Source organism: Pedococcus sp. P2_E5, from assembly GCF_056403895.1.
In genome coordinates, this window is sequence record NZ_JBFUEP010000005.1 from 19,699 (window position 1) to 37,889 (window position 18,191).

General features: G+C 71.5%; 17 protein-coding genes. 4 read left to right on the forward strand and 13 right to left on the reverse strand.

Features of this window, described 5'->3' with window-relative positions; translation table 11 throughout:
- Positions 1 to 92 precede the first annotated feature (92 nt).
- The 12 genes from AC1DVZ_RS02635 to AC1DVZ_RS02690 all read right to left on the reverse strand — a co-directional run bounded on the left by AC1DVZ_RS02635 (position 93) and on the right by AC1DVZ_RS02690 (position 12,436).
- The gene (locus tag AC1DVZ_RS02635; protein WP_477616631.1) at positions 93 to 1,514 is read right to left on the reverse strand and encodes an NAD(P)/FAD-dependent oxidoreductase; all 1,422 of its coding nucleotides are present in this window, start codon (positions 1,512 to 1,514) and stop codon (positions 93 to 95) included.
- Positions 1,515 to 1,711: 197 nt separating this feature from the next.
- On the reverse strand, positions 1,712 to 2,875 hold the full coding sequence (locus AC1DVZ_RS02640; RefSeq protein WP_477616632.1) for a lytic murein transglycosylase: 1,164 nt from the start codon (positions 2,873 to 2,875) through the stop codon (positions 1,712 to 1,714).
- 138 nt (positions 2,876 to 3,013) lie between these two features.
- A complete protein-coding gene (locus AC1DVZ_RS02645; protein ID WP_477616633.1) occupies positions 3,014 to 3,529 on the reverse strand; it encodes a methylated-DNA--[protein]-cysteine S-methyltransferase in 516 nt (171 codons plus the stop codon).
- Positions 3,530 to 3,640: 111 nt separating this feature from the next.
- Positions 3,641 to 4,063, reverse strand: a complete 423-nt coding sequence (locus tag AC1DVZ_RS02650; RefSeq protein WP_477616634.1) for an HIT family protein — start codon at positions 4,061 to 4,063, stop codon at positions 3,641 to 3,643.
- 114 nt (positions 4,064 to 4,177) lie between these two features.
- Positions 4,178 to 4,888 carry a hypothetical protein gene (locus AC1DVZ_RS02655; RefSeq protein WP_477616635.1) on the reverse strand — a complete coding sequence of 237 codons (711 nt, stop codon included), beginning with the start codon at positions 4,886 to 4,888 and terminating at the stop codon, positions 4,178 to 4,180.
- Positions 4,881 to 5,504 carry an RNA polymerase sigma factor gene (locus AC1DVZ_RS02660; protein ID WP_477616636.1) on the reverse strand — a complete coding sequence of 208 codons (624 nt, stop codon included), beginning with the start codon at positions 5,502 to 5,504 and terminating at the stop codon, positions 4,881 to 4,883. Before AC1DVZ_RS02660 ends, AC1DVZ_RS02655 begins: the two co-directional genes overlap by 8 nt.
- A gap of 121 nt (positions 5,505 to 5,625) precedes the next feature.
- Positions 5,626 to 6,411 carry a DUF1295 domain-containing protein gene (locus tag AC1DVZ_RS02665; RefSeq protein ID WP_477616637.1) on the reverse strand — a complete coding sequence of 262 codons (786 nt, stop codon included), beginning with the start codon at positions 6,409 to 6,411 and terminating at the stop codon, positions 5,626 to 5,628.
- Positions 6,411 to 7,724, reverse strand: a complete 1,314-nt coding sequence (locus AC1DVZ_RS02670; protein WP_477616638.1) for a class I SAM-dependent methyltransferase — start codon at positions 7,722 to 7,724, stop codon at positions 6,411 to 6,413. Before AC1DVZ_RS02670 ends, AC1DVZ_RS02665 begins: the two co-directional genes overlap by 1 nt.
- Positions 7,721 to 9,058, reverse strand: a complete 1,338-nt coding sequence (locus AC1DVZ_RS02675; RefSeq protein ID WP_477616639.1) for a class I SAM-dependent methyltransferase — start codon at positions 9,056 to 9,058, stop codon at positions 7,721 to 7,723. Before AC1DVZ_RS02675 ends, AC1DVZ_RS02670 begins: the two co-directional genes overlap by 4 nt.
- Positions 9,055 to 9,786 carry a DUF1365 domain-containing protein gene (locus AC1DVZ_RS02680; protein WP_477616640.1) on the reverse strand — a complete coding sequence of 244 codons (732 nt, stop codon included), beginning with the start codon at positions 9,784 to 9,786 and terminating at the stop codon, positions 9,055 to 9,057. The genes AC1DVZ_RS02675 and AC1DVZ_RS02680 overlap by 4 nt, the downstream gene beginning before the upstream one ends.
- Positions 9,783 to 11,153 (reverse strand): NAD(P)/FAD-dependent oxidoreductase, encoded by a 1,371-nt coding sequence (locus AC1DVZ_RS02685; protein ID WP_477616641.1) that lies wholly within the window; start codon positions 11,151 to 11,153, stop codon positions 9,783 to 9,785. The genes AC1DVZ_RS02680 and AC1DVZ_RS02685 overlap by 4 nt, the downstream gene beginning before the upstream one ends.
- A gap of 65 nt (positions 11,154 to 11,218) precedes the next feature.
- On the reverse strand, positions 11,219 to 12,436 hold the full coding sequence (locus AC1DVZ_RS02690; RefSeq protein WP_477616642.1) for a heparan-alpha-glucosaminide N-acetyltransferase domain-containing protein: 1,218 nt from the start codon (positions 12,434 to 12,436) through the stop codon (positions 11,219 to 11,221).
- A 103-nt stretch (positions 12,437 to 12,539) separates the two neighbouring features.
- Here AC1DVZ_RS02690 and AC1DVZ_RS02695 point away from each other — a divergent pair, with 103 nt between their 5' ends.
- The 4 genes from AC1DVZ_RS02695 to AC1DVZ_RS02710 all read left to right on the forward strand — a co-directional run bounded on the left by AC1DVZ_RS02695 (position 12,540) and on the right by AC1DVZ_RS02710 (position 15,994).
- A complete protein-coding gene (locus AC1DVZ_RS02695; protein ID WP_477616643.1) occupies positions 12,540 to 13,562 on the forward strand; it encodes a MerR family transcriptional regulator in 1,023 nt (340 codons plus the stop codon).
- 136 nt (positions 13,563 to 13,698) lie between these two features.
- Entirely contained in the window at positions 13,699 to 13,959 is a 261-nt protein-coding gene (locus AC1DVZ_RS02700) for a hypothetical protein (protein WP_477616644.1), read from the forward strand.
- A 3-nt stretch (positions 13,960 to 13,962) separates the two neighbouring features.
- Entirely contained in the window at positions 13,963 to 15,342 is a 1,380-nt protein-coding gene (locus AC1DVZ_RS02705) for a DUF4331 domain-containing protein (protein WP_477616645.1), read from the forward strand.
- Positions 15,343 to 15,406: 64 nt separating this feature from the next.
- Entirely contained in the window at positions 15,407 to 15,994 is a 588-nt protein-coding gene (locus AC1DVZ_RS02710) for a hypothetical protein (protein WP_477616646.1), read from the forward strand.
- Here AC1DVZ_RS02710 and AC1DVZ_RS02715 read toward each other — a convergent pair.
- Complete coding sequence (locus AC1DVZ_RS02715) at positions 15,881 to 18,154, reverse strand: DEAD/DEAH box helicase (RefSeq protein WP_477616647.1); 2,274 nt, start codon at positions 18,152 to 18,154, stop codon at positions 15,881 to 15,883. The two genes, AC1DVZ_RS02710 and AC1DVZ_RS02715, sit on opposite strands and share 114 nt — an antisense overlap.
- Positions 18,155 to 18,191 lie beyond the last annotated feature (37 nt).

The following is an 18,191-nucleotide window of genomic DNA, read 5'->3' on the forward strand; positions in this document are numbered from 1 at the left end:
GGCGCAACCCTAGGCGAGTCGTCCGTGGAGCACGCGGTATCTCACGCACCGGTCACCGTCCCGACGCTCCGCAGCGTGCGTGTCGAGGTCGTTCAGAGGGTGCGGCTGCCCTCGTCGCGGGCCTGCGCGACCGACTGGGCCGGCGGTCGCTTGTCAGCCGGGACCCTCGGGAGCGAGGGCGCATACCCCGAACCGAGCTGCTCGATCGCCGTGCGCGCGAAGACCTGCTGCTCGGTCACGGTGCGCTCGGACCGTCCGCGGCCGAGGAAGCTCACTGTCCAGTGCAGGAGCGTGGTGAGCCGGTGCTTGAACCCGATGATGTAGACGAGGTGCACCGCCAGCCACAGCAGCCACGCGATGAACCCGGTGAAGCGGAGGTTGCCGATCGAGGCGACCGCGCTGAACCGGGAGATCGTCGCCATCGAGCCCTTGTCGTGGTACTCGAACGGGCCCTTCGGCTCCTTGCCGGCCAGGCGCCGCTTGATCTGTTCGGCGGCGTAGCGCGACCCCTGGATGGCGACCTGGGCGACGCCGGGGTACCCCTTGAGCGACGCCATGTCGCCGACCACGAACACCTCGGGATGACCGGGCAGCGTGAGGTCGTCGTTGACGGCGATGCGCCCGGCGCGGTCGAGCTGGGCCCCGGACTGTCCGGCCAGCTGCGCACCGAGCTCGGAGGCCTGCACGCCGGCCGCCCACACCTTGCAGACGGACTCGATCCGGCGCTGGGTGCCGTCGGCGTCCTCGACGTCGATGCCGGTGGCGTCGACGCCGGTCACCTTCGCGCCCAGCTGGACCTCGACCCCGATCTCGGCGAGCCGCTTGGCAGCCTTGGCGCCGAGCCGGTCGCCGAAGGCGCCGAGCACGGTGGGGGCGGCGTCGAGCAGCACGATGCGCGCCCGGCTGGTGTCGATGTTGCGGAAGTCCTTGCGCAGAGTGCGGCGCGACAGCTCGGCGATCTGGCCGGCCATCTCGACCCCTGTCGGTCCGGCGCCCACGACGACGAACGTCATGAGCCGCTCGATCTCCTTGGGGGTGCTCGCGAGCTCCGCCCACTCGAACGACCCGAAGATGCGGCCGCGGAGCTCGAGCGCGTCGTCGATCGACTTCATGCCCGGGGCGAACTGGGCGAAGTGGTCGTTGCCGAAGTAGGACTGACCCGCGCCGGCTGCGACGAGGAGGGTGTCGTAGGGCGTCACCGTGTCACGGTCGAGGACGCGCGAAGTGACCGTTTTCGCGGCCAGGTCGATGTGGGTCACTGTGCCGAGCAGGACGCGCGCATTGCGTTGGCGGGCAAGGACTTCGCGGGTCGCCGGGGCGATCTCACCCTCGGAGAGGATGCCGGTCGCCACCTGGTAGAGCAGCGGCTGGAAGAGGTGGTGCGTGGTCTTGGCGATGAGCGTGACGTCGACCTCGGCGCGCTTGAGCGCCTGGGTGCCGAAGAGCCCGCCGAAGCCGGAACCGACCACGACGACGCGGTGGCGGGGCGTTGCGGGTACCTGCTGCGAGGTCATACCAACACTCTCCTGTGAAAGACGAAGGACGGCCACCCCAGTGGGTGTGCCGTCCTCGCTGACGTTTGTTGTGTGGACCAGCCTCTTGCTACAACCAGCCTAGTCCCGCCGGTTGCCGTTCCGGCTCACCCGTGCGCGCAGTGCGACGCGCATCACGCCACCGTCTCACGCTCTGGCGGGAAGCGGCCCGCGGAGGTTCAGCGGGTGCCGTCACCCTCGGTAGGTGTGGGTGTCGGCTCCGGGTCGGCAGGCCCAGGGTCTGCGGGCTCGGGTGTGGTGGGTGTGGGCGAAGGCGCGGGTGTGGTCGGGTGCGGCGACGGCTGGTCGGCGGGGGCAGGCGGGGTGGGGGCAGGCGGGGTGGGGGTGGCCGCCGGCGGGACCGTCGAGGTCGAGGTCGGCGTCGCCGGGCCGGCCGAGCCGGTGGAGGGGCTGGATCCGGTCGACGCCGGCTTCGCGGCCGTGGCGCCCGGCGCGCTCGTGGGTGGGCTGGGATCTGGCGTGGCGACGGTCAGAGCACTGGCCCGACCCCCCGACCCCACCCGGAACGCCACGGTGACCAGCGCGGCCAGGCCGTGGCGCTGGAAGTAGGACACCCACTCCAGCACGGCCGAGTGGTAGGCGCCCGACTGGTTGTAGGACAGCACGGCGCTCCGCAGGTCGCCGGCACGCGCGAGGTCGCGACCACCCCGACACAGGTAGTCGGCCGCGGCGAGCGCCGCGTCGAAGACGTTCTGCGGGTCACGTCGACCGTCACCGTCTCCGTCGCGACCTGCCCAGCTCCACGAGCCCGGCAGGAACTGCAGTGGCCCTACGGCGCGGTCGTAGTCGGACGCCCCGTCGATGGCGCCCCCGTCACTGTCGTGCACCACCGCGAACGGGCCGCCGTCGAGCAGCGGGCCATAGATCGCGGGCGCGACCCGATGGTCGGCCGTGACCGAACGGCCGCCGATCGAGCCGGACTCCACCTGGCCGATGGCGGCGAGGTGAGCCACCTGCAGGTGGCAGCCGCGTGCCGCTCGGGACACCGCCCTGCGGTATGCCGCCGCGAGCACGGCCTGGGGGGACCCCGCCGGGGGCGCACTCCCGGCTGCCCCAGTGCGCGGCGGACGCGGCAGCTTCGGCTTCGCCGTTCCCGACGCAGCGGAGATGGCGGTCCGGGCACCGAAACGGGCCACGGCCTCGGCCGGGGCGAGGTCATCGAAGGCGATCAGCGCCGGGCCTGTTTCGACGAGTTGCCCTGGCGAGGCAGGTGGGCGCTGCCCCCAGGGCGCCAGATCAGCCGAGGCAAGGGGCGCGGAGGCGCTCAGCACGGCCATCGCCACCACGGCAACCGCCGCTGGACCCAGCTGGTGCCTGTGCATCGGCCGCCTCCTTCCGCACGGCATCGTTCCCTTGGTCCGGTGGTCGGTGCGGACAGTTGGGGCCAATGCCAGACGAACGGCCGATCACCAAACGGGCACAAACCACACTGTCCCCACCGTGGCGGCAGCGAACGAGGCTCAGAAGAGGCGATCGGCCTCGTCCGCGGGAGGCTCCTCCAGGGCGAGCAGGAAGCGTTTGCGGTGCAGTCCCCCCGCATAGCCGACAAGGCTGCCGTCGGCCCCGATGACCCGGTGGCACGGCACGATGATGCCGAGGGGGTTGCGGCCGTTGGCCCACCCGACCCGCTGGCTGAGGCTGACGTCCCCCAGCGCCCGGGCGAGGTCGCCATAGCTGCGGGTCCGGCCGTAGGGGATCTCGCGAAGCAGCCCCCAGACCTGCTGCTGAAAGGCGTCTCCCCTGGGTGCCAGCGGCAGGGTGAACTCGGTGCGCTCCCCGGCGAAGTACTCGGTGAGCTGGACCACCGCCTCCCCCAGCACCGGGTCAGCAGACCCGTCCTCGGCGGACACACCCAGGCCCTCGTCGGCGGCCGGGTCGCGGTCGGGCAGATCCATGAAGCACCCGACGAGGGCGCCGTCCTCGGCGACGAGGGTGATCTCGCCGATCGGCGAGGGCATCACGGTGTGGCTGCGCACGCTGCTGATCCTGCCAGCCACCACCGACAGCCGACCCGCCCAGCGCCCGACTCTGAAGGATGGTGCGGGTCCTGGCCCGGCAGATCCTTCAGACTCGGGGGGTCGGGCGAGTCAGGAGGGTGGGGGCGGGAGGGCGGAAGCCAGCCGCGCGGCATACTCCTGGGCCTCGGCGTCCGAGCCGTACTTCGTCCGCGGCCAGAAGAAGCCGCGGAGCCCGTCGCCCTTGGTACGGGGGACGACGTGCACGTGCAGGTGCGGCACGGACTGCGACACCACGTTGTTGACCGCGACGAACGAGCCCTGCGCCCCCAGGCCGCCGACGACGGCCCCGGACATCCGCTGGGCCGCCCCCATCAGCACGGGGAGCAGCTCAGCGGGCAGATCCACGAGCGTGTCGACGTGGATCTTGGGGACGAGCAGCACGTGGCCCTTGAAGACCGGTCTGGTGTCGAGGAAGCCCAGGGTGAACGGCTCGTCGAGCACGACGGTCGCGGCAACCGCGCCGTCGACGATTCGGCAGAACAGACACTCCACGGGCGGACTCTAGCCCCGCGACACAGCTGACGCGGGACGGTGGCTGCCCCGCGGCGTGCGGGGCAGCCACCGGTCAGGTGTGGCCAGTGGGGCGCGACTCAGCGCTCCTGCGACTCAGTGGCCGCGCGAACCGCCGCCACGCTGCGAGGAGGGAGCCTCGGCGTCGTCGCCCTGCTCGTCCTCGCCCTGCTGGTCCTCGCCCTGCTCGTCGTCGTTCTCGTCGGCGTCGTCGCCACTGGTCGGGTGGGCCGTCGGGGAGTGCTCGGCGCGGTGGTCGACCTCGCCACCGCCGTTGACATCGGCGTGCTCGTCATCGCTGCCGACACCGTCGTGGTGGTTGGCCGAGGCGACCGGGTTGGCCGTGTGCGTCGCGCCGTCCTCGCCCGCGGCCTCGGACTCCTCGGGCTCGGCCGTGGCCGTCTCGGTCTCCGTGGACTCGGTCTCGGTCTCGGTGGACTCCGTCGTCGTCGTGGTGTCGCTCGGGTCGTCCTGCTGCACCTGGGCGGGCTCACGATCCTGGCCGCCACCGGTCGCGGCCACGGCCGCGCCACCCAGGGCGGCGAGGGCGAGGGCAGCACCGACGGCGACGGCGACGCGGCCGGCACGGCGGATGGGAAGGCGGACAACGGTCACGAGATCGCTCCTTGAGTGGGGTGTGGTGCCCTGGCCCTGACCGGCGGGGTCCTCGAAGAACGCGGCCAGCTCTGCGCTGGCCTCCACCGGCCCGTGGGACGCCATGGCGCGCAGCGCCTCGACGGTTGAGGCCGCCGGGTCGCTGGCGGGCAGGTGCAGTCCGCTGGGGGTGAAGTCATCGGGCTCAGGCATGTCGGGGGTTCAATCGCGCGAGGGCGTCCCGGGGATACGGCTCCGGCGAAAGTTTTGAATTTCCTGCTTCGCCCGGACGTCTTGCATTTCCTGCCACGCCCGGAAGGTTTCGGCGCAGACGGCTCAGGGCCCGGTGCTGGAGCGACTTCACGGCACCGAGGTCCTTGCCGAGCACGGCCGCCGTCTCCTCGAGGCTGAGGTCGGCCACCACCCGGAGCGTGAGCACGGACCGCTGGTCGGGGGTGAGGGTGTCCAACACCTCGACCACCTGCTTCTCCGCGAGGAGTGCCAGCGCGGCGCTCTCGGCCGACGGCGCGGCTGGGTCCGGACCCGCCTCGTCCAACGGCAGCCACGGCCCCCGGCGGGTCCGCTGCCGGTGCCAGTCCACCTGCCTGCGGTGGGCGACGGTGAAGACGAGGGCGCGAAAGGCCGCTCCTCCACCCGAGAAGCGACCCACCTGCCGGAACACGGCGAGGAACACCTCGCTCGTGACGTCCTCAGCATCGGCGACGCCGTGCGAGCGGAGGTACGCGGCCACGCGTGGGGAGAGCTCCTGCCACAGCTGCCCGAAGGCAGCGCGGTCACCCGCCCTCGCCGCGGCGACGGTGGCGTCCATGAGGGCACAGTCCACCGGTGTCCACCTCCGCTCTACCCGGCTCCGTGGCGCCCTGCTCGCCAATCGAGGACAGTAGCGGCTCGGGCCCGGGTTTGCGCGCGTTTGCCCCCGTGTGGCCCGGTCAGCGTCGGGGTGGGCGCGGCAGGAAGTAGCTGGTCCGCTGCTGGTACTCGGCGTAGCCGGGACGTTCGGCCATGTGCTTCTCGAGGAGCCTGGCCCCTGTCGCGAACACGAGGAAGTAGGTCATCGCCAGGGGAGACAGCACGGTGAGGACGCCCGGCCAGGCGCTCGCCGCGACCAGCCAGATCCCCCACCAGACGCAGGAGTCACCGAAGTAGTTGGGGTGCCGGGTCCAGGACCAGAGCCCGCGGTCCATGACCTTCCCCTTGCTGGCAGGCTCGGCCTTGAAGTCCTTGAGCTGCTTGTCCCCCAGCGCCTCGAAGGTGACGCCGAGCAGCCAGAGCAGGAGCCCCACGATCGCCACGGGAACCACTCCCCCGCCGCTGGCGGCGCTGACCTGGATCGGGAGCGAGACGAACCAGACCGCAAGACCCTGAATGCCGTAGACCTTGCGGATGGCGACGAGGGTCGGGTTGCCCTTCTCCTTCTCGAGCATGGCGGCGTAGCGCGGGTCCTCCCCCTTGCCGCTGTTGCGCTGGTGCATGTGCCACGCGAGACGCAGTCCCCAGACGGCCACCGCCCCGAGCAACGCCACGCGACGCCAGCCGGCACCGTCACCCACCACGGCAGCCACGGCTGCGACGACGACGAAGCCGAGTCCCCACGTGGTGTCGACGACGCTGACCCTGCCCTGGCGGTGCCCCTCCACGGCTGTCGCGGCCATCAGCAGGACGACCGCCAGGAGCGAGAACCCAGTGACTGCAAGGAAGTTCGAGCTGTCGAACATCACGACCAGTCCGCCGCACGCACCGGGTCGAGGTCGGACCGGCCGTGGTCGGGACGGACGGCGAGGATCTGGTCGACGCCCATCCGGCCGTCGCGGAAGGCCATCGCCCCACCGACGAGGTAGAGCCGCCAGACGCGAGCCACCTCCTCGCCGACGAGGGCGACGACCTGGTCGATGTTCTCCTCGAACGTCCGGTGCCACGCGGCCACCGTGCGCACGTAGTGCTCACGCAGGGCGTGCACGTCGCGCACCTCCAGGCCCGAGCTCTCGATCAGGTCAACGGTTTCGCCCACGGGGCGCATGTGCATGTCGGGGGCGATGAACGACTCGATGAACGGTCCCCCACCGGGATGGCGACCGCGCCGAGACATCTGCTGCACGAGGACGCGCCCGCCGGGGCGGACCCGGTCGTGCAGCACGGCGGCATACGTCCGGTAGTTGGCCTGCCCCACGTGCTCGCCCATCTCCAGGGACACGACGGCGTCGAAGCCGTCGTCCGGCACCTCGCGGTAGTCCTGAAGCCGGATCTCCACGCGGTCCTGCAGTCCCCGCTCGGCGACTCGCCCGTCGATGAACTTCTTCTGCTCGGCCGCGATGGTCACGCCGGTGACGTGTGCGCCGAAGTGCTCCGCGGCATACAGGCTCATGGAGCCCCAGCCACAGCCCACGTCGAGCAGCCTCGATCCCGGGCGGAGGCCCAGCTTGTGCCCCACGAGCTCGAACTTGTCGCGCTGGGCGTCCTCGACGGTGTAGTCGGCGGCCGTGGACCGCCAGTAGCCGCACGAGTAGGCCAGGTGCGGGTCGAGGATGAGGCTGTAGAAGTCGTTGGACAGGTCGTAGTGGTGGTGGATCGCCTGGCGGTCGCGCCCCACGCTGTGCAGTCGTCCCTTCAGCACCGCCTGGCTGGCCGGGGCCGGTAGCGGAAGTCCGATGGCGCCGGCTGCCCGGGCGACCTTGAGCACCGCTGCGATCGCCGCAGGCGTCGGGCGTATGCCGCTGAGCCGGCGCTGCTGGGCCACCGACCACACGTGCGTGAGGGCCGCGTCGAGGTCGCCCTCGACGTCCAGCTCACCGGTGACATAGGCCTGGGCCGCTCCGAGCTCACCGGGGTGGCGCAGGAGCCGGCGCAGGGCGCGCGGCGAACGGATGGTGACGTGCGGCGCGTCGGCGGGGCCGGCCTCGCTGCCATCCCATGCGGTCAGGCGCACCGGCAGCTCGCCGCCGACGAACGGCGCCAACGCGGTGGCGATCTCGGCAGCGACGCCGGATGCCGTGGTGGCAGTAGGGGTTTCGACCCTGTCGATCGTGGTCATCGGCCGCCCTCCCGCTCCAGCACCAGCTGCTGGACGTCGAGGTATCCCGAGCGGAAACCGGCCCGCGAGTACTCGAGGTAGAAGTGCCACATGCGGTCGAACACCTCGTCGAACCCGAGCTGGCGCACCCGGTCGAGGGAGGACAGGAAGCGCTCGTCCCAGAGCCGCAACGTCTCGGCGTAGTGCTGCCCGAAGGAGAGTCGCTCACTGACGTGCAGCGAGGTGTGCTCGCGGTTGACCTCCACGATCGCCTCGGTCGAGGGCAGGAAGCCCCCGGGGAAGATGTACTTGTTGATCCACGTGTACGTGTACTTCGTGGCCATCATCCGGTCGTGCGGCATGGTGATCGCCTGGACGGCGACCTTGCCGCCGGGGGCCAGGACACTGTCGATCTTGCGGAAGTACTCGCCCCAGTACTGGTGCCCGACCGCCTCGATCATCTCGACCGACACGACGGCGTCGAACTCACCCTCGACGAGGCGGTAGTCCAGCAGCTCGACCGACACGGCGTCGCTGTGGCCCGCCGCGGCGATGCGCTCCCGCGCCAGGGCCTGCTGCTCGCTCGAGAGCGTCACCGACAGGACGGTGGCGCCCCGGGCGGCAGCCCGGATCGCGAGCTCGCCCCAGCCCGTGCCGATCTCCAGCACGCGGCTGCCCGCGCCCACTCCGGCCGAGTCGAGCATGCGGTCGACCTTCTGTCGCTGGGCGTCTGCGAGCTGGTCCCAGCTCGGCACCCAGCGGGGTGTGCTGGTGGTGACGGACTCCCCCGCGACCGGGCGGCCGGCCTGCTCGTCACCGGCGAAGAGCGCCGAGGAGTAGCTCAGGGTGGCGTCGAGGAAGGTGGAGAACATGTCGTTGGACAGGTCGTAGTGCCGGGCGATGTTGCTGCGCGTGTTCTGCGTCGTGTTCCGCTCGGTGTGCGGCGCACGGGCGACGTAGAAGGCGCGGAGCTTCTGCAGCGGCTCGGGGATCAGCGTGCCCATCTGGGCGGCGAACACCTCGAGCAGCCCACCGAGGTCGTCGGCGTGCCAGTCGCCGGCCATGTAGGACTCGCCGAAGCCGATGAGGCCCCCCGCCCCGAGGGCTGCGAAGAACGCGTCCGGGCGGTCGAGGACCATCAGCGGCGCCTGCGGATCGGTGGCGGACCCGCCCACGATCGCCTCACGACCGAGCTGGATGCGGACGGGCAGCCGCCTCGCGGCGGACAGGAAGATCCGGCGGGCGACGGCGCCCTCGACGGCCTGGCGCACCTTGGCGCGCCGGGCGGTCAGGTCGGGCCAGCGGCTGGCGTCGATGGCGGGCCTGGTGGACAGGCCTGCGATGGCGGTGGTCACTGGACTGCCTCCTGGTGGTGTGAAGGGCGTGGCTGGACCGGCAGGCGGCGCAGCCACAGGCGGATGCCGTGCCAGCGGATTCGCGCTGCGACGGCAAGGGGTTCGAGTGGTTGGGTCAGGGCGAGCTTCACGACCGTGCTCGTCCGAACGGGCAGGGCCCGTCCGCGCAGGCCGGCCACGAACGGGTCCTGGCCGGGACGGTCGAGGACGACCCGGACGTGGACCTTGTCGCCGGGTGCCGGGATGGTCAGCCGATAGCTGCCGGACACGTCGTTGAACGGACTGACGTAGAGCGCCTTGTCGACCTGGGCGTGACCGTGCTCGTCGGCGTGCACGAGGTAGGCGTGCCGGTCGCCGTAGGTGTTGTGGACCTCGACGACGTTGCAGGCGAGCCGGCCCTCCGCCGTGTGGCACCAGTAGACGCTGATCGGGTTGAACACCGTGCCGAGGACGCGGGGCGTCGTCAGCATGAGGATCTGACCACCGTCCAGGTCGACGCCCCGCGTGCCGAGGAAGGTGTCGAGGTTCTCGCGCAGGCTGCGCTCCGGGGTGCCCAGGTGGTCGCGCGACTCGAAGCTCGCGAGCCGGCCGAGTCTGCCCAGCCGTGGCAGGTCGTCGAGGTCGACGAGCCAGGTGTGGCTGCGGTTCGTGAACCGGTGCCGGATCGGCGACGTGCGGGTGTGGATGATCGACGTCGCGTAGATGCGCGTCGAGGGCGAGGCCTTCATCGAGAACCCACGTCCTGGAAGGTGCCCTCTGTCTCCTTCTCGTCGATCAGGTCCGCTCGCCCGGCGAGGTCGACGTCGAGATCGGTGACGCCGGGGACGGACCACGGGACTCCCAGGGCAGCTGCCGCGGCGACACCCGAGCGGGCGCCGTCCTCGTGGAAGCCCCAGCCGTGGTAGGCGCCGGCGAAGGCGACGCGACTCGTGTTGATCTCGGGCAGGCGGCGTTGCGCTGCAACGGATTCCGGTGTGTAGAGCGGGTGTTCGTAGTGCATCGTGTCGATGACCAGGCTCTGGTCCACGCAGTCCACGCCGTTCAGTGTGACGAGGAAGCGACGGTTCGGCACATCGAGGCGTTGCAGGCGGGTGAGGTCGTAGGTGACCAGCACGCCGGTGCCACCGGACTCGGCACGTCGCCAGTAGTTCCACGAGGCGCGCGCCCCCGCGGACCGGGGCAGCACCGACTCGTCGGTGTGCAGCTGGGCGACATTGGTCGAGTAGTCGATCGCTCCGAGGACGTCGCGCTGGACCTGTGTCGACTCGGTCAACATGGCAAGGGCCTGGTGCGGGTGGGCCGCGATCACGACGGAGTCGAAGGTCTCGCTGAGGCCGTGGGCGTCGGTCACCACGACCCCGTCAGGAGTCTCGACGACGGAGCGGACGGGGGTGGACAACCGGATGTCGGCCAGACCGGCAGCGAGCGCCTCGACGTAGCGCTTGGAGCCGCCCGTCACGGTGCGCCACGTCGGCGAGCCGAAGACGGTGAGCATCCCGTGGTGGTCGAGGAACTCGAAGAGGTAGCGGGCCGGGTACTCCAGTGACACGGACGGGTCGCAGGACCAGACCGCGGCCACGACCGGCTCGAGGAAGTGCCGGGTGAAGTAGGCGCTGAAGCCGCAGCGCGCGGCGAACGCACCCAAGGTCTCGTCGCGGCCTGCGTCGGTGGCCTCCCGGGCCAGCACCGTGCGCGCCTCGCGGTGGAACTTCTTCACCTCGGTGAGCATGCGCAGGTAGGCCGGGTCGGTCAGGTTGCGCACCCGCGGGAACAGGCCCCGGGCGGCCCGCGCCCCGGCATACTCCAGGCCTGTCTCGTCGTCGCGCACGGACATGCTCATGTCCGACTCCTGCGTCGCGATGTCGAGCTCGGCGAACAGGCGCAGGAGGGTGGGGTACGTGCGGTCGTTGTGCACGATGAAGCCGGTGTCGACACCGATCGTTCGGCCGTCGACCTGCACCTCGTGGGTGTCGGCGTGGCCGCCGAGGCGGGCGTCGGCTTCGTACAGCGTCACCGGACCGCGCGTGCTGAGCACGTGGGCGGCGGCGAGACCGGCGATTCCGCTGCCGATGACGGCGCGGCGTGGTGCAGACATGGTGGTCCATCCGTTCTGGGTGACGGGTCGACAGTGATTCGGCGCGCCCGGCCCGGTGGATTGGGTCACCTCCACGGACGCCGGTATGCCGCGGGGCTCGGTTCCCGGCCTGGCTCACCAAAGGGCGCCGCCGCGGCGCGGGACAGGACCGACACGGCCGTCTCGAGCGGCCCGCGCAGGGGGATCAGGGCCAGGATCGCCCCTATGCCCAGGACGATGAGCACCTGGTCGTCGTAGCTGTCGGGCGACTCGAGGTCGGGCCACCAGCCGCGGCCCATCAGGAGCACGTGAAGGGTGTAGAGACTCAGGGTCATGGCGCCCGCGCCGAAGGCCGCCGCCCATGCCCGGGGCTGGACCCTCGTCACGAGCAGGCACAGGCCCAGCACGGCCATCGCGCTCCCGATGGTCTGCGCGAGGTCAAGGGGCGTGCCGGAGTGCGGCGCCACGGTGGCGAGCCACCACCACGACCCGGTGGGCGTCGTGCCGTGCAGGCCGTGCGTGAGGGCCGCATGCAGTGCGGACGGGTCGGAGCCGATGGAGGGATCGGGATAGGTCGACGCGAGCGCGGCAGCAGCGTCCGCGCGGGCGAGAAGCACTCGGGAGACCACTGTCGCCGCCACCGCCAGGACTCCCCCGGCCGCGAGGAGCCACACGTCGACTCCCTTGCGCCGCAGGTCCACTCGGCCCATCGCCATCCCGGCGAAGAGGTAGGCCAGCCACACGACAGCCGGGTAGTAGCCGACCAGGAGCAGCTCGTTGAGCAGCAGGTGGGGTGACATCAGGGACGCCGGTGTGGGACTGCCGACGACGTGCTCCGGCAGGTGGGGCCTCACCACGAGCGAGACGACGGGCGCGACGAGCGCCCAGGCGGTGGCGAGCGCGGCCAGGGCAGGCGCCCGCAGGCCGAGGAACGGCAGGCCGAGCAGGAACAGCACCGCGTAGAACGCCAGGATCACTGCGATGCCCGAGGGCACCAGGCCCAGCAGGAGGCCCAGGACTCCGATGAATCCCGCGCGGACGACGAGGCGGATCGACGCGGCATACCGGGCACGCCCTCGCACTGGCGTCGTGCGCCCACTGACCAGCGCCACGCTGACGCCGGCGAGGACGGCGAACAGGGCCGCCGCCCGTCCTCCGGCCCCCTGTTGCGGCCACGGGACGTGGGTGCCCTCGATCCCCGGGAGCATGTGGGTGGCCATCATCCCGATCAGGGCCAGGGCGCGCGCCACGTCGACGCCGACGATCCGGCCCGGCGCCACCTCGGGCAGGACGGCCTGGCTCATGGCGACATCCTGTCAGCAGGAACAGCACTGAGAGCCGATTGTTGTCCATGGTTTGCCCAATGATCAGGGACGCCGTCCACCCACGATGTGGGACGCTGCCACGGTGTACACGATTGGGCACGCCGCTCGGCTGACCGGCGTTCCGTCCGCCACCTTGCGTGCCTGGGAGCGGCGCTACGGCTTGGTGAAGCCGGTCCGCACCGAGGGCGGCTACCGGCTGTACGACGAGCGGGGGCTGCAGCTGCTCCGCGCGATGGCCGCCCTGGTCGCCGCCGGCTGGTCGCCGCGCCAGGCGGCCGAGCACCTGCGCTCCGACGACACCGACTCCCCCGACGACGAGCAGCACCAACCGTGGGAGGCCTACCTCACAGGCACCGACGAGGTCGGCGCCGGCCCGGCCAAGGGCTCCCGGGGCTCCGCGGGCCACGACGCGGACGGTGGCGCGGCCCGGGACGGCGCGTCCACGGGACGCGCCTCGGACGCGGACGCGCCTGTGGCGCGAGGAGCCTGGGATGTCACCGCGCTGGCGCGGGGAGCCGCCGAGATGGACCCGGCAGCCGTGGGTGAGGCCGTCAACCGCGCGTTCGCGGAGGGAAGCCTCGAACAGGTCGTGGACACCTGGCTGATGCCCGCCCTTCGGATGCTCGGCGACCAGTGGAAGGCCGGGCGCGTGGACGTCGCCGGCGAGCACGTCGTCAGCGCCACGCTGCACCGCAAGCTGGGGGTCGCGATGGAGGCTGCACCGGTCCCGCAGGGGCCACGCGTCGCCGTGGGCCTGGCCCGTGGGTCACACCACGAGCTCGGCATCCTGGCGTTCGCGGTCCTCCTGCGCCGGGCAGGGGTCGAGGTCGTCTACCTCGGCGCCGACCTGCCCGCGCAGCACTGGGTGGCGGTGGTCCAGCACCACCACCCCGCCGCAGTCGTCATCGGAGTGCCGACGGCCACGGACGTCCTGGCCGTGCGCGAGACCGTGGCGGCCCTCCACGCCGCGAGGCCGCAGCTCACCGTGCACGTCGGCGGGGGTGCCCAGTTCGAGGTCGGTCAGGGCACCGTCCCGCTGGGTCACACGGTGTCCACCGCGGCACAGACCCTGGCCGAGGCGCTGCGCATCGGCGCCGCCGGCTGACGCCACCCGGGACCCATCCGTCTGAACCACGGCTCCGAATGTGAGGTGGGTCACGTCAGCGACGATTGGTGCCCAGCTGGCTTGGCCACCCGCACGCGTGGGATCAGGGTGCCCGCGCCCTCTCAAGGAGTCAGCAATGAGCGATACATCCCGGCGAATCTTCCTGGCTGCGGCCGGGTCGAGCGCCGCAGCCGCAGCGGCCGTCGTGGCCGCCCCCGGGGCGCTCGCCGCCCCGAGCACGTCCCGACCGGATGCAGCGGACCCGGACGGCCAACCCCTGGTTGCCTACATCGACGACGTGACGACCGGTCGCGTGTCCATCCTGTTCGGCGAGGACGAGGTCGTCGTCGAGGATGCCGACCTCGTGCTCCGCCTCACCCGGGCCGCGAGGAAGTGACCCATGTCCTCACACCGCGAAGCCCCTGAGGTCTCCAAGGACCCGGTGGCCGACAACACCGACGTGTACGCGTTCGTCAGCCCCGACAAGCCCGACACGGTCACGCTGATCGCCAACTTCATCCCGTTCCAGAGCCCTCAGGGCGGACCGAACTTCTACGAGTTCGGCGACGAGGTGCTGTACGAGATCCACGTGAGCAACAAGGGCGATGCCCGGGCTGACGTGACCTACCAGTTCCGGTTCAGCACCAAGGTCCGCAGCGACTCGACGTTCCTCTACAACACCGGACCCATCTCCTCGATCTCGGATCCGGCCTGGAACCGTCCGCAGTCCTACTCGGTCACGCGAGTGGCGCGCGGCGACACCGGACGGCTCCTGGCCAGCCGGCTGTCCTGCCCCCCGGTCAACATCGGACCGCGGAGCACGCCGAGCTACGCCACCCTGGCGGGTCAGGCCGTCCACTCGATCCAGGGTGGTCGCACGGTCTTCGCGGGGCAGCGGGCCGAGGGGTTCCACGTTGACCTCGGGAGCATCTTCGACCTGGGCACGCTGCGCCCGTTCCAGATGCTCCACCTCATCCCGTCTGCGGCTGCCGTCGGGGTCAACGGCACCCAGGGGCTCAACGTGCACAGCATCGCGATCCAGGTGCCCATCTCCGACCTGACCCGCAGGGCCAACCGCCCGACCGACCCGCTCGACGCCGGGTCCGTCATCGGCGTCTGGGCCACGTCGAGTCGGCAGAAGTCGCGGATCTGGGACGACGTGTCCGGCCGCTACGCGTGGCGTGGTCCGTTCAGCCAGGTCTCGCGGCTGGGCAACCCGCTGTTCAACGAGGTCATCACGCCGATGGCCAAGAAGGACCGCTGGAACGCGAGCCAGCCCTACGACGACTCGGTCTTCGCCAAGTACGTGGCCCAGCCGGAGCTGGCCAAGCTCCTCCCGGTCCTCTACCCCGGTGTCTTCCCGAAGCTGGCGGCCTACACCAAGCCCCGGGCCGACCTGCTCGCGATCCTGCTCACGGGAATCCCCGCCGGCATCGTGCCCGGCTTCCAGAACTACAGCGGGAGCACTCAGGCAGACATGCTGCGCCTCAACGTCGCAGTCCCTCCGACCGCCGACCCCAACCCGATCGGGCTGGTCGCGGGTGACGCCGCGGGCTTCCCCAACGGCCGACGGGTGATCGACGACGTCGTGGCGATCGAGCTGCGTGCCGTGGCCGGCGCCACCATCCCGCTCGTCGACCCGACCTTCACCCCGGACGGGGCGGTGTCGGTGCTGAACGACGGGACGTCCAACACGAACGCGCCCTACCTCGACGCGTTCCCCTACCTCGGCCACCCGGCCGGGGGCTACCAGACGACGCCCGGGACACCCGCGGCCTGAGACCGTCGTGGCGGCGACCGGGGACCACCAGCCGGTCGCCGTCACGGCTCCCAAGGAGGCCGCCATGGGCGGCAACAGCGAGAACCCGTATGCCGGTCAGGGACCGGTCCTGCTCGACATCGGGGGCGACGTGGGCGCCCTCGTCGTGGTCATGCCGGCGCCCAGCGAAGGCCTCGAGGTGGAGTTGCGCCCCTCGGGCGCGACCGCAGCCGGCGCCGGCACCGCCGACGACCGCGGGCACTCCCACACCCACGGCCGCTCCCCGGCCGACCAGCACCACGACCACCACCACAACGGCCACGACAACAGCCACGACCACCCTCCAGCCGGCGGCCGCGCGGCATACCCGCACGTCGCGGTCGTGGCCCGACCCGACGGCGAGGGGGTCGTCCACACGCTCGTCTATCCCTCGGTGACCGAGGGCGAGTACGAGCTCTACGCCCTGCCGTCCGGTCCGGTCGTGATGACCGCCTCGGTCACGGGCGGCCAGGTCACACGGAGCCGCTGGCCCGCCCAGGGTCCGGTCGGTCGGACGCGCCTACTGCGTGGCCGACATCTCCGTGGTGGAGAACAGGTCGAGCGCGGGGATCCGGGCGACCGGCGCCTCGGCCTGCGACGAGGCCCGGGACGAGTCAGACGCCGTGGCGGGTGAGACCGTCGCGGCCAGCGCGTCCACCGCGTCGTCGGCTGCGCCGAGCTCGTCGGTCAGGGCCTCGGTGAGCAGGGCCACGAGGGCCTCGAGCTGCACGTCCGCCGAGGAGCCGACCTCCTCGTCGGAGCCGTCGAGGGCCCGGGCCGCGAGCCCCGCCTTGCTGTCGATCAGCTGGGCGATCTTGGCGTCGATCGTCTGGGCGGCAATGATCCGCCAGGCCGTGACCGGCTCGTCCTGGCCGATGCGGTGGACCCGGTCGATGGCCTGGGTCTGCTCGGCGGCGGTCCACGACAGCTCGGCCAGCACGACGTTGGAGGCGACCTGGAGGTTGAGCCCCACTCCGGCGGCCGTCAGGGAGCAGACGACGATGGCGACGTCGGGGTCGTTGACGAAGGCGTCGATGTTGGCCTTGCGCACCTTGGGGGTCTGGTCCCCGCGGATCGAGGAGTACCTGACCCCGCGCCGGGCGAAGGTCTCCTCCGCGACGTCCATGACGTCGATGTGCTTGGCGAAGAAGACGACCTTGCCGACGCTGCGCGCGAGCTGTCCCGCGTAGTCGGCGGCCAGCCCTGCCTTGGCCTGGCCGATCCGGCGCATCACGGTGAACACGTTGTCGCCGGACTTGGCCTTGCTGCCCTCCTCGCGCTCCCAGGTCGCCACCCGGCGCACGAGGTCGTGGTCGATGCCTTCGACGACGACTCCGGACGTGCGGGCTTCGAGTGCGGCGTGGTAGCGCTTGACGAGTCGACGCGCGAGCTCCTGCTCCGCCGCCCGGATCGACCGGCCGGCATCGTCGTCGAGCTCGACGGGCAGGTCGGCCACGCGACGGGCGGGGATGTCGGCGGCCACGTCGACCTTGCGACGACGGACGATGCCGAGGTCGATGACGCTGGTGCGGGCGGCGGAGTAGAAACCGGAGTCGGCCGGGGTCAAACCGGTCTCCTCGAGGGCAGCCATCAGCGCGTGCCGCGGCTTCTTCTCCTCGATCCAGCCGAGGAACTGCCAGATGGCCTTGAAGTCCTCGATGTCGTTGATGAGCGGGGTGCCGGTGAGGGCCATGAGCAACGGGTTGGGGGTGCGGGTGCGGATCCGCTCCGCCAGCTGCAGGACGTGCTGCGAGCGCTGCGAGGTCTTGTTCTTGATGAAGTGGGCCTCGTCGACGACCATGCCCCGGAACCCCAGGTCACCGAGCCACCCGACGTGGCGGTCGAGGACCTCGTAGTTGACGACGACGATGTCGGCGAAGCCGTCGATGTTGTCACCGTTGCCGTGGATCACCGTGGCGGGGTGGCCAGGGGTCCACAGCTCTGCCTCGTGCGCCCAGTTGGCCTTGACGACGTTGGGGACGACGACCAGCAGCGGGTAGGCGTTCGCGGCCTGGGCGGCCAGCAGCGCCTGTGCCGTCTTGCCCAGGCCCGGCTCGTCGGCCAGGAGGAAGCTGCGGTGCCCGGCAGCCGCTGCCGCGACGACCTGACCCTGGTGGTGCATGAGCTGGAGCTCGCCGGCCCCGCGCAGGACGCTGACCGGCTCGGGCAGGGACATGCAGGACGAGTCGCCGCCGTACTCGAAGGCCCTGAAGAGCGGACCGAGGAGCTCCCAGCTGGCCAGCCGACCGGTCGTGGGCCTGCGCGGCGCGACGGCGCTGAAGTCGGGAGCGAGGAACGGGTTGGCGAGCTGCCGGGCGACGACGGACTGCGGCACCGCGCGGCGCTCGGGCTGGGGAGCCACCCCTGGGGTTGCCTCCGGCTCGGCCGCTTCTGGCTCCGGCTCCAGACCAGCGGCGCGCACCATGTCACGCCGCAGGCCCGCTGCCGACTGGCTGACGACGGCGTCCTCGGCGAGGAGGGCGAGCAGTGAGGTGTCCCTCGCCGCGGTCTTGGCCAGGATCGTCGCGATGCCGTCGAGGCGCTTGAGCTGGGCCTCGCGCTCAGCGGTCGTGGCGGCGGAGTCGGCCTTGACCCGAGCCCGCTCCTCGCGCACCAACAGGCCGATGACCTGGAACTTCACCCGTCCGGCAGGCTTGACTCGGCCTCGCTGGGCGTCCGTCTCGACCTCGCGCACGGCGCGAGCCAACACCGGGATGATCCCCTCGTTGTCGAGGGGGCGACCGCGTCGCTGGGTGCGCTGGGCGCCGGACTGGCGCTGGCCTCGCTGAGCCAAGAACTCCTCCTCAGGATGCCCGCGACGAGCGGGCCGA